At 74.3% G+C, this 13,546-nt stretch carries 12 protein-coding genes; 4 read left to right on the forward strand and 8 right to left on the reverse strand.

Going from position 1 to position 13,546, the window contains the following annotated elements; genetic code table 11:
- Positions 1 to 53: 53 nt before the first annotated feature.
- Positions 54 to 2,393, reverse strand: coding sequence for a serine/threonine-protein kinase (locus tag ACFYQQ_RS22730; protein ID WP_355781439.1), 2,340 nt, complete (start codon positions 2,391 to 2,393; stop codon positions 54 to 56).
- Positions 2,394 to 2,614: 221 nt separating this feature from the next.
- A complete protein-coding gene (locus ACFYQQ_RS22735; protein ID WP_355781441.1) occupies positions 2,615 to 3,367 on the reverse strand; it encodes a VOC family protein in 753 nt (250 codons plus the stop codon).
- A gap of 143 nt (positions 3,368 to 3,510) precedes the next feature.
- Between ACFYQQ_RS22735 and ACFYQQ_RS22740 the strand changes: the two genes are divergently transcribed.
- Positions 3,511 to 4,146: a TetR family transcriptional regulator gene (locus tag ACFYQQ_RS22740; protein ID WP_355781449.1), complete on the forward strand. Its 636-nt coding sequence runs from the start codon at positions 3,511 to 3,513 to the stop codon at positions 4,144 to 4,146.
- A 176-nt stretch (positions 4,147 to 4,322) separates the two neighbouring features.
- Here the strand turns inward: ACFYQQ_RS22740 and ACFYQQ_RS22745 are convergent, their stop codons facing one another.
- The 3 genes from ACFYQQ_RS22745 to ACFYQQ_RS22755 form a co-directional block, all read right to left on the reverse strand.
- Positions 4,323 to 4,775: an Lrp/AsnC family transcriptional regulator gene (locus ACFYQQ_RS22745; protein WP_355781444.1), complete on the reverse strand. Its 453-nt coding sequence runs from the start codon at positions 4,773 to 4,775 to the stop codon at positions 4,323 to 4,325.
- 158 nt (positions 4,776 to 4,933) lie between these two features.
- A complete protein-coding gene (locus ACFYQQ_RS22750; RefSeq protein WP_356163886.1) occupies positions 4,934 to 5,422 on the reverse strand; it encodes a nitroreductase family deazaflavin-dependent oxidoreductase in 489 nt (162 codons plus the stop codon).
- Positions 5,422 to 6,615, reverse strand: coding sequence for an acyl-CoA dehydrogenase family protein (locus tag ACFYQQ_RS22755; protein WP_355794110.1), 1,194 nt, complete (start codon positions 6,613 to 6,615; stop codon positions 5,422 to 5,424). Before ACFYQQ_RS22755 ends, ACFYQQ_RS22750 begins: the two co-directional genes overlap by 1 nt.
- 180 nt (positions 6,616 to 6,795) lie before the next feature.
- Between ACFYQQ_RS22755 and ACFYQQ_RS22760 the strand changes: the two genes are divergently transcribed.
- Positions 6,796 to 8,010, forward strand: a complete 1,215-nt coding sequence (locus tag ACFYQQ_RS22760; protein WP_388905013.1) for an acetyl-CoA acetyltransferase — start codon at positions 6,796 to 6,798, stop codon at positions 8,008 to 8,010.
- Between the two features lie 1,089 nt (positions 8,011 to 9,099).
- Positions 9,100 to 9,768 carry a pyridoxal 5'-phosphate synthase gene (locus ACFYQQ_RS22765; protein ID WP_355782111.1) on the forward strand — a complete coding sequence of 223 codons (669 nt, stop codon included), beginning with the start codon at positions 9,100 to 9,102 and terminating at the stop codon, positions 9,766 to 9,768.
- A gap of 221 nt (positions 9,769 to 9,989) precedes the next feature.
- On the opposite strand, the gene ACFYQQ_RS22770 is transcribed toward ACFYQQ_RS22765, so the two are convergent.
- From ACFYQQ_RS22770 to ACFYQQ_RS22780, 3 genes are all read right to left on the reverse strand, one after another.
- Positions 9,990 to 10,688, reverse strand: a complete 699-nt coding sequence (locus tag ACFYQQ_RS22770; protein ID WP_355782113.1) for a GNAT family N-acetyltransferase — start codon at positions 10,686 to 10,688, stop codon at positions 9,990 to 9,992.
- 120 nt (positions 10,689 to 10,808) lie between these two features.
- Complete coding sequence (locus ACFYQQ_RS22775; protein WP_355782116.1) at positions 10,809 to 11,210, reverse strand: Zn-ribbon domain-containing OB-fold protein; 402 nt, start codon at positions 11,208 to 11,210, stop codon at positions 10,809 to 10,811.
- Positions 11,211 to 11,278: 68 nt separating this feature from the next.
- Positions 11,279 to 11,731, reverse strand: a complete 453-nt coding sequence (locus ACFYQQ_RS22780; protein ID WP_355782119.1) for a DoxX family protein — start codon at positions 11,729 to 11,731, stop codon at positions 11,279 to 11,281.
- Positions 11,732 to 11,989: 258 nt separating this feature from the next.
- On the opposite strand from ACFYQQ_RS22780, the gene ACFYQQ_RS22785 reads away from it, so the two are divergent.
- Positions 11,990 to 13,171, forward strand: a complete 1,182-nt coding sequence (locus ACFYQQ_RS22785; RefSeq protein ID WP_355782122.1) for an NAD(P)/FAD-dependent oxidoreductase — start codon at positions 11,990 to 11,992, stop codon at positions 13,169 to 13,171.
- The last annotated feature ends 375 nt before the right edge of the window (positions 13,172 to 13,546 follow it).

Consider the following 13,546-nt stretch of genomic DNA (forward strand, 5'->3'; position numbering starts at 1 on the left):
GCCTGGAACGCCGGGCACGGTCCGCGCCCCCGCCGTGGGCGCCGCCTGACGCGTCACGCCGTACGTGCCGTGCCCGTGCCCTTCTCGGCGTCGAGGGCGTAGACGCAGCGGTCCTTGCTGCAGGCGTAGACGACGCCGTCCCTGACGACCGGGGCGCCGGTGATCTCGCCGCCGGTGGCCAGCTTCCAGCGGAGGCGGCCGTCGTCGGCCTTCAGGGTGTAGAGGAGGTGGTCGGTGGAGCCGAAGTGGATGCGGCCCTCGGCCACCGCGGGGGCGCCGACGATGTCGCCGCCCGCCTGGAAGCGCCACTTCGGGGTGCCGGTCACGGCGTCCAGGGTGTAGAGGCCCTTGCCGCTGCCGACGTGGACGTGACCGGCGGCGACCAGGACCGGTTCGACGGAGGCGCGGGACTCGGTCGCGATGCGCCAGCGGTCGCGGCCGTCTGTGGCGTCCAGGGCGTACACGGTGCCCAGGTAGTCGGCGAGGTAGACGCCGCCGCCGGTCACCGCCGGGCCGGGCGCGAAGGTGGGCGGGCAGAGGAAGACCGCGGGGGCCTCGAAGTGCCAGCGGACGTGGCCGCTCGTCACGTCGATGGCCAGGACGCGGGTGCCGGCGGACACGTACACGTATCCGTCGGGTGCCTGGGTCAGCCGGACGGGGACGCCGCCGCAGGAGGCCGCGTCGCCGATGGGGTACGACCAGCGCTCCTCGCCGGTGCGGGACTCCAGGGCGCGCAGGCGCGCGTCCTTCCACACGTAGACCGTGCCGTCGTGGACGGCGGGTCCGGCCTCGGGGGACTCGAAGTCCGTCTGGGCGCCGGTGATCTCCCACAGCTTCTGGCCGTTGGCCGCCTCCCACGCCTGTACGCCGCCGCCGCGGGTGCCGGTGACGACGGTGCCGCGGTCGGCCTTCAGGGAGTACACCCAGGCGTCGGTGGACACGCGCCAGATGTCGCCCCCCTCACGGGCGTCCAGGGCGAAGAGGGTGGGGCCGTCGGAGGCGTGGATACGGCCGTCCGCGACCGCCATCGACCAGGCGACGTCGCGGGTCTTGAAGCGGCGTCTGCCGGTGGCCACGTCCAGCGCGTGCACCTCGAAGGAGGTGACGTAGACGAGGTCGTCGGCCACGGCGGGCGTGCCCCACACGTCGTTCGACATGCGGAAACGCCAGGGGCGCCAGCCGGCCGGGGACTCCGGGGCGCGGGCGGGCGGTGCGACGGCGGGCACCGGGTCGGCGCCGTTGACGCCGGGGCGCGGACGGGACCAGGACGCGGCGAGGCCGGCCTCCGGAGGGGGTGCCTTCACGGCGGCGGCGCGGGCGTCGGCGACCCGGGGTCCGGGACCGATGGGCACCTTGGCGCCGGCCAGCCGCACCGGGCCGGTGTCGGGCGCGCCGGCGGCAGGCCGGGGCGGGGCGTGCTGCGGCACCGGCGGTGCGGTGACGACACCCCGGCCGCCGCCGCTGCGGGCCGACGACGCGGCGGGCTGCACGGGGGGACGGCCGCCGCGGCGCGTCTCGATCAGGCCCACCGCCCGCTCGGGCAGCCACGCCGACGCCGTACCGCTGTCGTCCGATCCGGAGCCGAAGAGGTGCGGGGCCAGCTGCGCCTGGAGGTCGGCCGGGTTGGGTCGGGCCGTCGCGTCCATCTGCATGCAGGACTCGATGAGGGGGCGCAGCTCGTCCGGGAGTCCTTCGAGGTCGGGGCCCTCGCGGAGGAGCATGAAGACCGTCTCAACCGGGTTCGCGCCGTGGAAGGGGGCGTGGCCGGTGGCGGCGAAGACGAGCATGGAGCCGAGCGAGAAGACGTCGCTGGCGCCGGTGACGCTGCGCGAGTCCTTGGCCTGCTCGGGCGACATGTACGCGGGGGTGCCCACCGCGACGTTCGTCATGGTCAGCCGGGTGTTCGAGACGCCGGAGGCGATCCCGAAGTCGATCACGCGGGGGCCGTCCTCGACGACGAGGACGTTCGAGGGCTTCAGGTCGCGGTGGACGAGACCGGCGCCGTGGATGGACTGCAGCGCCTCCGCGACACCGGCGGCCAGCCAGCGCACCGCCTGGGCCGGCAACGGCCCGCACTCGTTCACTATTTCCTCGAGCGAGGGCGCGGGGACGTACGCGGTGGCCAGCCACGGGACCGCGGCGCGCGGGTCGGCGTCGACCACGGCGGCGGTGTAGAAGCCGGACACGGCTCGCGCCGCCTCCACCTCGCGGGTGAAGCGGACCCGGAACAGCTGGTCCTCGGCGAGCTCCGTCCTGACCGTCTTGATCGCCACGCGCCGGCCGGACGCCGAGCGCGCGAGATAGACCAGCCCCATGCCGCCCGCACCCAGCCGTCCCAGCACCTCGAACGGCCCGATCCGCCGCGGATCGTGCTGCGTCAGCTGATCCACCACTTGCCTGCCACCTCCCCGTACGGGCCGCGTCATCCACGTATGAACGCGGCCCCGTGCAGCGTCTCACCACCGAACCGCCACAGCGGCACGCACCCTGATTCTTCCTGTCCGGGCCACCGGTTGCGAACCCGGGTGCGGATCGGGGTGTCTCAGGACAAAACCACGTCGGGCGGTTTCTGCAAAGCGGCGGCCGGATGGTGGAACGCGGACGGATGCCCGGTTCAGCGCTGCATCACCGCGAACGACGCCCCCTGATTGTCCGTGACGACGGCCACCCGTCCGTACGAGGTGTCGAACGGGGGTGCCTGTACCCGGCCGCCGAGCCGGCGGACGGTCTCCAGGGCCTCCTCGCAGTCCCGGACGCCGAAGTGGACGAGGAAGTGCGGGGGCATCTCGGCCGGGAAGATGTCGGACACGGCGGTGCGGCCCACGTCGGGCTGGTCGGGGGTGCCGAAGAGGTCCGCGTAGAAGGAGCCGGAGGGGTCCCTGGCGTACAGCTCGGCCCAGCAGAAGGAGCCCTGCCGGTGGCGGCGGCCGAAGCCGGGGTGCGAGTCCGCCTGCCACAGCCCGAAGACGGCGCCCTCGGGGTCGGCGGCGAGCACGGTCGTGCCGAGGGAGTCCACGGGCAGCGCGTCGGTGATCACCTGTCCGCCGGCCGCCGTGATCCGCCGGGCGAGCGCGGCGGCGTCGGGGGTGGCGAAGTACACCGTCCAGACGGTGGGCATCCGGCCGTCCCGCTTGGGCGTGAGGGCGGCCACGGGCTCGCCCTCACGGTGCGCCCAGACGGAGGTGCCGCGCCGTGGGGAGGTGGTACGGGGGGTGCGCGGGGTGCTGTACGCCTCCTCGAAGGTCCACCCGAAGAGCTCACCGTAGAAGCGCTTGCCCGCCTCCACGTCGGAGAGCTGGGCGTCCGTCCAGCAGGGGACGCCCTCCGCGAAAGCGGCGGACGCGGCGGATGACGCGGATTCGGCCATGCCGCCAAGCTAACGGCCGCTCACGCACCGCGCACGGCGGAGGCACCCCCTCGGAGGCCCCGGAAATGGGCGTACTCCCCATTTGCAGTCGGCCGAATCGCGCTCCGATCACCCCTCGGTAAGCTGACGGCATGACAGGACAAGTGCGTACCGTCGACGGCCGTGTGGCCGGACGGCGTGGGCAGGCGACCAGGCAGAAACTGCTCGACTGCCTCAGCGAAATGCTCAGCTCCTCGCCCTACCGGGACGTCAAAGTCATTGATGTCGCCCGGAAGGCGGGCACGTCACCGGCGACTTTCTACCAGTACTTTCCGGACGTCGAAGGCGCCGTCCTGGAGATCGCCGAGCAAATGGCCGCGGAGGGCGCCGGGTTGACCCGGCTGCTCGAAGGCCGCTCCTGGGTCGGCAAGGCAGGCTGGCAGACCGCGCAGGAACTCGTGGACGGTTTCCTGGAGTTCTGGCGCAAGAACGACGCGATTCTGCGTGTCGTCGACCTGGGTGCAGCCGAGGGCGACAAGCGGTTCTACAAGATCCGGATGAAGATCCTGAACTCGGTGAACAACTCCCTTACGGACACGGTCACCGAGCTCCAGTCCAAGGGCAAGGTCGACAAGGACGTCAACCCGGCGGCGATGGCGGGTTCCCTCGTCGCCATGCTCGCGGCGGTCGCCTCGCATCAGCGGGGCTTCCAGACGTGGGGCGTCAAGCAGGCTGAACTCAAGCCGAACCTGGCGATGTTGGTGCACCTCGGCGTCACGGGCAAGAAGCCGACGAAGTAGCACCTCTCCCTTTCCTCGACACAATTCCTGTCATGCGGGCGGCGGTCCACCGGTGTGGGCTGCCGCCCGCTGCGCTGTACGGGACCGGCGGATACGGCGACCCGGTGCCGCACGGGCGGCACGGCCCTACGCGGGCAGTGGATGCGGCGGCCCGGTGCCGCACGGGTTCCGCGGCCCTACGCGGGCAGTGGGCGGTCGGCGACGACGTGCTTCATGACCAGCGTGGAGGTCAGCCGCTGCACGCCCGGCAGCGTCGCGAGCCGCTCGTCGTAGAGCCGCCGGAAGGCCGCGAGGTCGGCGGTGGCGATCCGCAGGAGGTAGTCGGGCTCGCCGAAGAGGCGCTGCGCGTCCAGCACGTGCGGGATGCCGGCGACGGCCTCCTCGAAGCCGGCGATCGTGTCCCGGTCCTCCTGGCGCATCGACACGAAGACCAGCGCCTCGAAGGTCAGCCCCACGGCCGCGGGGTCCACGACCGCGCGATAGCCCTTGACGGCGCCGGACCGCTCCAGCTCCCGCAGCCGCCGGTGGCACGGGGAGACGCTCAGCCGCACCCGCGCCGCCAGCTCCGTCACGGTCAGCCGCCCGTCCCGCTGGAGCTCGGCAAGAATCCTCTGGTCCACGGCGTCCATGCGGCGGATCCTGCCCCGGGACCCGCCCCCACGCGCAAACCCGGGCAGCACATTCGGGCCAGCCGGCACCGCACACGCCCCACCGGGCTCACACGGCCTTGGAAGGCCGGGGGGGCCGGGCGCCCAGGGGACCCGAGGGGCAACCGGGTGTTCCGGGGTCACCGGGGCGTGATGCGGAACAGCCGGATCTCGCGGGTGATCCGGCGCTGGTACGCGGCGTACGGCGGCCAGAACTCCAGTGCCGCCCGCCAGGCCGCCGCCCGCTCCTCCCCTTCCAGGAGCCGGGCCGTGACGGGCACGTCCCGCCCCTTCCAGCTGATCTCGGCGTCCGGATGGGCCAGCAGGTTGGCGGTCCAGGCGGGGTGGCCCGCACGGCCGAAGTTGGAACCGACGAGCAACCAGCCGGCGGGCAGCGCGCCGTCGGTGCCGCCCTCCGGCATGCAGGCCAGCGGCGTGCGCCGGGGCAGCCCGCTCCGCGCGCCGCGCGCGGTGAGGACGACACCGGGCAGCATCCGCGCGCTCGGCAGCACCCTGCCCCGCGTCAGCCGGTGCACGGCGCGGTCGAGGGCCGGGATCACGTGCGGCGCGACGCGGGAGAAGGTCCTGGTCGAGGACACCTTCTGCACCAGCCGGACACCCCGGGTCATCACACCGCCACCTCTCCCGCGTCGAACAGCCGCGCCGCGTCGGCGGCCCGCGCCCGCAGCCGGTGCACCGGCCCGAACAGCAGCGCGTCGCCGGTCGCGCGCTTGAAGTACAGGTGCGCCTCGTGCTCCCAGGTGAAACCGATGCCGCCGTGCAGCTGGATGCCCTCGGAGGCGGCGGACCGCAGTGCCTCCAGCGCCTGCGCGAGCGCCAGCCCGCCCACCCGCTCGGCTCCGGTGCCGCACGCCCGGGCCGCGTAGTACGCCGCCGACCGCGCCGCCTGGACCCGCACGTAGACGTCCGCGAGGCGGTGTTTGACCGCCTGGAAGGAGCCGATGGGCCGCCCGAACTGGTGCCGCTGCCGCACGTACTCGACGGTGCGCTCCAGCGCGCGGTCCGCGGCTCCGACGGCCTCGGCGGCCAGTACGGCGGCTGCGCCGTCCCCGGCGGCGGCGAGCGGTCCGAGCACGTCGGCGTCCTCGTCCCCGAGCAACTCGGCCTTCACGTCGCGCAGTTCGACGCGCGCCTGCGGCCGTGTGACGTCCAGCGCGGTCTGCCGTACGCGCACCAGTCCGCCGTCCAGATCCTCATGCCGTACGAGGAACAGCAGGGTCCGCGACCGGGCGAACCCTCCGGTGTGCGCGGGCACCACCAGGAGACCGGCGCTGTGCCCGTCGAGCACCTGGGCCGCCTCCCCGTACAGGCGCCACCGCCCGTCGACGCGCCTGGCCTGGACGCCCCCCGCCCGTCCGCCGCCCGCCCAGCCTCCCCGGTGGTCGCCGACCAGGCCCAGCGCGGTGGCGAGCCCGGCTCCCGGCACGGCGAGGGCCGCGGTCAGCTCCCCGGCCGCGATCCTGGGCAGCAGGTCGGCGCGCTGGGCCGCGGTGCCGAGAGCGAGGATCAGCGGGGCGGCCAGCACGGCCGAGGAGAGCAGCGGCGAGGGGGCGAGGAAACGCCCCGACTCCTCGCAGGCGAGCGCGAGTTCCGTGATCGAGCAGCCCACCCCGCCGTAGGTCTCGGGAAGGGCGAGGCCGGGCAGCCCGAGCCGGCCCGCGAGCGCCTCCCACAACGCGCCCTCGTACCCGGCGGGGGTCAGCCCGGCGGCCCGCCGCTCCTCGGGACCGCAGCGCTTGAGCAGCAACTCCCGGACCGTACGCCGGATCTCGTCCTGTTCGGCGGTGAAGCGGGCGTCCATGGGCGGGACTCCTCCCCGGGGCGGCTACCGGCCGAGGGCTCTCCCCGCGCCGGCCCCCGCCCCGTATCTGACGGGCCGTCATGTTAGGGCGGTACCCGGCGGAAGCACAGGGGCGCGGACCACCGGACCCGGCGGCCGACCCCTCCCGGGAGGCAGCGCATCTGATGTACCGTCAGATTTGTGACGCCAACCCCACGGACTCCGGGGTCGTCCCGGCCTTCGACGGCCTCGGGACGACGCAAGGTCGCCGTCGTCGGGGCCGCACTCGCCGACTGCGGCCGGGTGGACGGGACGACCGCGTACGCGCTGCACGCCCAGGCGGCCCGCCGTGCCGTCGCCGACTCGGGGCTGGACCGCGAGGTGATCGACGGCTTCGCCTCCGCCGGCCTCGGCACGCTCGCCCCGGTCGAGGTGGCCGAGTACCTGGGCCTGAGACCCGTGTGGGTGGACTCCACCTCGGTCGGCGGCTCCACCTGGGAGGTGATGGCCGCCCACGCCGCGGACGCCATAGCGGCGGGCCACGCCAACGCCGTCCTGCTCGTCTACGGCTCCACCGCCCGCGCCGACATCAAAGCGGGCCGCCGCACCGGCGACCTCTCGTTCGGCGCCCGGGGCCCGCTCCAGTACGAGGTCCCCTACGGCCACACGCTTGTCGCCAAGTACGCGATGGCCGCCCGCCGCCACATGCACCAGTACGGCACCACCCTCGAACAGCTCGCCTCGGTCGCCGTGCAGGCCAGGGCGAACGCCGCCGCGAACCCCGAGGCGATGTTCCGCGACCCCGTCACGGTCGACGACGTCCTGTCGGGCCCGATGATCGCGGACCCCTTCACGAAGCTGCACTGCTGCATCCGCTCCGACGGCGGAGCGGCCGTCCTGCTCGCGGCCGAGGAGTACGTACGCGACTGCCGCACGGCACCGGTGTGGATCCTCGGCACCGGCGAACACGTCTCGCACACCACGATGTCCGAGTGGGCCGACTTCACGGTCTCCCCGGCCGCCGTGAGCGGACGGCTCGCCTTCCGGCGGGCGGGACTGCGCCCGGACGAGATGGACCTCGCCGAGATCTACGACGCCTTCACCTACATGACCCTCGTGACGCTGGAGGACCTCGGGTTCTGCGCGAAGGGCGAGGGCGGCGCCTTCGTGGAGAAGGGGCGGCTGACTTTGCGCGGGGACCTGCCCGTCAACACCGACGGGGGCGGGCTGTCGGCCCAACACCCGGGGATGCGGGGCCTGTTCCTGCTCGTGGAGGCGGTACGGCAGCTGCGCGGGGAGGCGGGCGAGGGGAGGCAGGTGCGGCGCCCCGACGGCGGGCTGCCGCGCCTCGCGGTGGCCTCCGGCACCGGGGGCTGGTTCTGCTCAGCGGGAACGGTGGTCCTGGGGCGCGGGTGAGCCGGCGGTGCGCCGCACGTCCGCACACTCGCCCACGCGCTCCGGGGGCGGGCGCGCAGCTCCCCGGGGACCGGCACCGTCGCGTCGGCGCGTACCGGGAGCGGGCCTGCCGGGGCGGGGCGGCTCGGGCGCGCGGCGAAGACGTACAGGCGCAGCACCAGGAAGCGGCCGGCCCCGGCGAGCCCGGAGGCGCCGAGGTAGACGGCCTGCTCGGCCTGTACGCCGGGCGCCGACGTCACCAGGTGCAGGACGAGCACCGCGGCCGAGGTCACGGCGTACGCGGCGGTGGCCGACCCGGCGGACTGCCAGTGCCGGCGCCATCCGGCACGCCCGCCGGCCCCGAAGGTGAACCGTGCGTGCAGCTCCGTGCACAGGAGGGTCGAGACGACGGTGACCAGCGCGTTCGCCAGGAGCCACCCCAGCCCGTCGGCGAGCAGCGGCACCGCGGCACTGGAGAGGAGTCCGACTCCCCCGCCGCACACCACGAACCGGACGAAGGAGGCCAGCGGACCCGGTGCCGCCACGGCCGCCGGGGCCTTCCGTACGCCGTCGGTACGGGCCTCGACGGCTTCGGGAACCCGCGCCGCGCACGCCGTCTCCGGCTTCGGCGAGAGCAGCGAGTTCATGGGGTTTCCTTCCGGGCGGCGGGGCCGTGAACCTCTGGGGTTCGACCGGGTCCAACGATGCCGTCGCGCGCTCCCCGGCACGAGGAGGCGGGCTCCCGGACCGGGGGTATGGCCAGCCCTACCCAGGGCCGGGGGCCGCCCCCGGACGCGCCCTTGAACTGCCATGCGGGGAGAGTGAGTTCGGCGTAGGTGGTGGGGCCCCGGGGGCCACAGCAGAACACCGGCGCGGACGGTCCCGGCCCTCGTCGAGAGGACCTGGGCGGGCGTACCGAGGCCGGGCGGTGGGCCTGCGCGGGCGGTCCTGTTCAACCCGGGGTCACGCCGACACGTGCGCCCCGGTGCCGCGCGGAAGGCGTGGGTACGCGCGCACCCGTGGCGTCGTCGGTCACGCCGACGGCGGGATGCGCGGCCGTACGGGACGCCTACGCGGGCGGTCCCGGTGCCGTCGCGGGAGAATCGGGGCATGAGTGCCGACACGTCCTCCGCGTTCGCCCGCCTGCTGCGGTCCCAGCGGGTCTGGGACACCGAGCTGCCCGCCTTCGATCCGGATGCCGCGCCCGGGGAGCCGCTGCCGCTGTTCGAGGAGTGGTTCGCGGAGGCCGTGGCCGCCGGGCAGACGGAGCCGCACACCGTGTCCCTCGCCACGGCGGACGAGGACGGCCTGCCCGACGTCCGCACGGTGATGCTGCACGGCGCGGACGCGGACGGCTGGTCCTTCGCCACGCACGCCACGAGCCGCAAGGGCCGCCAGCTCGCCGCCCGCCCGTACGCCGCCCTCGGCTTCTACTGGCCCGCACAGGGCCGCCAGATCCGGCTGCGCGGCCCCGTCACGCTCGCGCCGCCGGAGGAGGGGCAGGCCGATCTGCACGCTCGTTCCACCGGAGCGCTGGCCGCCGCCCTGGTCGGCCGGCAGAGCGAAGTCCTGCCGTCACGCGCGGAGTTGGCGCGGGCCTCGGAGGCCGCCTGGGCCCACGCCGAGCGTGAACCGGACGCGCCCGCCCCGACCTGGACCCTGTACCGGCTCCGGCCCGACGAGGCCGAGTTCTTCCAGGGAGACGCCCGCCGGCAGCACGTACGGCTGAACTACCGCCGTACGGAGGGCGCCTGGCGCAAGGAACTGCTCTGGCCGTGACAGCCGGCTGTCGGCCGTGACTCCCGGTCGTCGCGCACACCGGAGGCCGGACACCGGGGTCGGGACGCGCCCCGGCGGTCAGGTCCGGCGGGACCGGCGGGACCTGCCGGAGCGGCGGGACCTGCCGGAGCGGCGGGACCTGCCGGAGCGGCGGGACCTGCGGGAGCGGCGGAACTGGCTGAACCAGCTGGACCGGACGGGCCGAGGAGTTCGACCGCCGGTCAGTCCGCCCGCAGCTCCGACTCCGGGTACGGGTCCGGGTCCCGATCCGGGTCCGGGTCCCGATCCGGCTCCGGGTCCGACTCCGGCTCCCGGCCCGGTTCCGGGTCCGGGTCCGGGTCCGTGGCGATCCGTGCGTGCAGGTGGACGTCCCGGTACGCGTCGTGCCGTCCCGCCTCGAACATCGCGTCCCGCAGCGTCCCCTCGTACCGGAACCCGCACCGCTCAGCGACCCGGCAGGAGGCGTCGTGCCCGAGCGCGTGGCCCAGTTCCAGGCGGTGCACTCCCAGCTCGGTGAAGGCGAAACCGGCCGCCGCCGCGAGCGCGCGCGAGGCGACCTTGCGGCCGCGTGCCTCTGGCAGCACCCAGTACCCGACGCGGGCGCAGCCCATGACGTGGTCGATCTCGTTGACGCCGATGTGCCCGAGGATCTCCCCGCTCTCCGCGTCCGTGACGCAGAAGGAGACCCCGGTGCCGTCCACGGCGCTCTCGGCCCGCGTCCGGAGCGACTCCCGCGCGCCGTCGATGTCCCGGACGGCCTTCAGCGGTGTGTTCCACCGCTGGAACTCCGGATCGGAGAGTCCGCGCAGCCAGGCGCCGGCGTCGGTGTCGGACGCGGCGTTCCAGGCGCGCAGCCGCAGACCGTGACCGTGCAGCTCGCGGTAGGGGTAGGTGGTGTACTGCTCGTCGACGTCGGCCATCCAGCCATTGAAACCCGAACCGGCGCCGGGCTCACCTCCGGGTCGCCCCGGCCGCCGGCCACCCTGGGACCCCGCCGTTCACCCCGGGAGTGCCCGGGTTCACCGTCAGCGGCCGAGCGCTCACCGCCGGGGCCGGAAGACCGGCACCCGCACCTCGGTGGCGGGGTCCGCTCCGGCCGCCCGGAAGGTGACCTCCAGCTCCATCCCGATCCGCAGCGCGCTCTCCTCGCACTCCACGATCTCGGTCATCATCCGCGGCCCCTCCGCGAGGTCGACCACGGCGGCCACGTAGGGCGTGCGGGCGCCGAACGGCGGGAGGTCGTTGCGGTGCACGACGGACCAGGTGTAGAGCGTCGCGCGTCCGCTCCCCTGCCGCCAGCCGACGTCCTCGCTCCAGCAGTGCGGGCAGAACTCGCGCGGGTAGTGGTGGTCACGTCCGCAGGCGGCGCAGTGGCGCAGCAGGAGCCGCCCCCCGGCGGCGGCCTCCCAGTACGCGCGGCTGAACGCGTCGGCCTCCGGCACATCGAACCGCGCCCCGCCGGAGCCGCCCGCCGCTCCGCCCTGTCCCGTCCGCCCCGGCGCCCCGCCCTTCACCGGAACAGCCCGAGCGCGTCGTCCAGCGACCAGGTCTGCCACGACATGGCGAAGAGGGCGACGAGGGAGATGAGCGCCATCATCGCGTTCTGCCCCTGCTCGGCCCAGTCGTGGATCATCAGGACCAGGTAGAGCAGATTGAGCAGCAGACCGCCGGCCAGCGCGACCGGGGTGAGGAAGCCGGCGACCAGGCCGAGACCGACGGCGAGTTCGGCGTAGACGACGACGTACGCCATCGTCCGCGGCCTCGGCGCGACGACCGCGTCGAAGCCGCTGCGGACCGCGTTCCAGCGGTGCTTCGAGGCGACGTCCGCCGCCCACGCGATGCCGGTCCCCCGCTCGAACCAGCCCTTCTTGTCCTTGTGCCGCCAGCTCTCCAGCCACCACAGGCCGAGTCCGATACGCAGCACGGCGAGCCATTGCGCACCGGTGAGCCAGATCGTGTCCATGGACACCCACGCCTTCGCCTCGATATCTGACGGTACGTCAGTTCAGCGCACGGGGAGCGCCCGCGCAAGGGGCACCGCACACGGCGGGCGACACGCGCCCCGGACCCCGTCCGACCTCCCCCCTCCGCACGCCACCCCCACAACCGGACGGCCTACGGCACCGGCCCCACCCACGCCTCCTACAGCCGTGATCAATTCGCAACCGATTCCGGCCTTGACCGAGACCCATCAAGTCAGGACGTGATTACGCTCGCGCTCATGGCCGACTCGACAGCTTCCTCGACACCCCGCTCGGTGCCGTCCCACGAAGACCGCCCCGTGTACGTGATCGGCGGCGGTCCCGGTGGACTCGCCGCGGCGTACGCGCTGCGCAGCCGGGGTGTGCGGGCCGTCGTGCTGGAGAGGTCCGACCGGGTCGGAGCCTCCTGGCGGCGCCACTACGACCGGCTGCACCTGCACACCACCCGCAGGCTGTCCGCGCTGCCCGGGCTCGCGATGCCGCGCTCCTTCGGACGGTGGGTGTCACGTGACAACGTGGTGCGCTACCTGGAGAAGTACGCCGAGCACCACGAACTGGAGATCGTCACCGGGGTCGAGGTCTCCCGCGTCGAGCGGTCGGGGGACGACTGGCTGCTGCACGCCACCGGCGGCCGCCGCCTGACCGGCAGCGCGGTCGTCGTCGCCACCGGCCACAACCACACGCCCCGCCTGCCCGACTGGCCCGGCCGCGACGCCTACACCGGCGAACTCCTGCACGCCGGCGAGTACCGCAACGCCGGCCCCTACGCCGGCCGCGACGTCCTGGTCGTCGGCATCGGCAACACCGGCGCGGAGATCGCCGTGGACCTCGTCGAGGGTGGTGCGTCGCGGGTGCGGCTCGCGGTGCGGACGGCGCCGCACATCGTGCGGCGCTCGACGGCGGGCTGGGCCGCCCAGTTCACCGGCATCCTCGTACGGCGGCTGCCGGTCCGGCTGGTCGACCGGCTCGCGGGGCCGCTGGCCCGGGTCAGCGTGCCCGACCTGTCGGCGCACGGGCTGCCCCGCCCGGACACCGGGCTCTACTCGCGGGTGCGGGAAGGGGCGATCCCCGTCCAGGACGTCGGCCTGCTGGACGCCGTGCGCAAGGGGCGGGTCGAGATCGTCGGCGCCGTCGAGAGCTTCGAGGACGGCAAGGTCGTCCTCGCCGGCGGCGACCGCATCGGCCCCGACGTCGTCATCGCCGCCACGGGTTACCGGCGCGCGCTGGAGGGGCTCGTCGGTCACCTCGGGGTGCTCGACGAGCGCGGGCGTCCGGTCGTCCACGGCGCCCGTTCCCCGCGGGACGCCCCCGGCCTGTACTTCACCGGGTTCACCAATCCCATCAGCGGGATGTTCCGCGAACTCGCCCTGGACGCCCAGAAGATCGCCAAGGCGATAGCCCGAAGCAACGCCCGCCGATAACGTCCGCCTCCGGCAAGGGCCCCGTCGGCAGCGACGGGGCCCTTGTCCGCGCCCGGGGAGGCGCGCCGATCACACCCCGACCTCGGAAAGGATGCCGGTCACACCCCCGCTCCGGGAAGGGTGCCGATCGCACCGGGCCTCGGGAAGGGTGCCGTCACACCCCGGCCTCGGGAAGGGTGCCGGTGACACCCGGGCCTCGGGAGGCGTGCCGGTCACGCCCCGGCTCCGGGAGGGTGCCGGTCACATCCCGACCTCGGAAAGGGTGCCGGTCACACCCCGGCTCCGGGAAGGGTGCCGATCGCACCGGGCCTCGGGAAGGGTGCCGTCACACCCCGGCCTCGGGAAGGGTGCCGGTGACACCCGGGCCTCGGGAGG

Source organism: Streptomyces sp. NPDC005496 (assembly GCF_042872045.1).
Taxonomy (GTDB): domain Bacteria; phylum Actinomycetota; class Actinomycetes; order Streptomycetales; family Streptomycetaceae; genus Streptomyces.

Excerpts from the sequence above, each read along its gene's own strand:
- ACFYQQ_RS22765 (WP_355782111.1), top strand. The coding sequence starts at position 9,100 with ATGAGTGCCGACACGTCCTCCGCGTTCGCCCGCCTGCTGCGGTCCCAG.
- ACFYQQ_RS22770 (WP_355782113.1), bottom strand. The coding sequence starts at position 10,688 with ATGGCCGACGTCGACGAGCAGTACACCACCTACCCCTACCGCGAGCTG.
- ACFYQQ_RS22780 (WP_355782119.1), bottom strand. The coding sequence starts at position 11,731 with ATGGACACGATCTGGCTCACCGGTGCGCAATGGCTCGCCGTGCTGCGT.
- ACFYQQ_RS22745 (WP_355781444.1), bottom strand. The coding sequence starts at position 4,775 with ATGGACGCCGTGGACCAGAGGATTCTTGCCGAGCTCCAGCGGGACGGG.
- ACFYQQ_RS22755 (WP_355794110.1), bottom strand. The coding sequence starts at position 6,615 with ATGGACGCCCGCTTCACCGCCGAACAGGACGAGATCCGGCGTACGGTC.
- ACFYQQ_RS22785 (WP_355782122.1), top strand. The coding sequence starts at position 11,990 with ATGGCCGACTCGACAGCTTCCTCGACACCCCGCTCGGTGCCGTCCCAC.
- ACFYQQ_RS22735 (WP_355781441.1), bottom strand. The coding sequence starts at position 3,367 with ATGGCCGAATCCGCGTCATCCGCCGCGTCCGCCGCTTTCGCGGAGGGC.
- ACFYQQ_RS22750 (WP_356163886.1), bottom strand. The coding sequence starts at position 5,422 with ATGACCCGGGGTGTCCGGCTGGTGCAGAAGGTGTCCTCGACCAGGACC.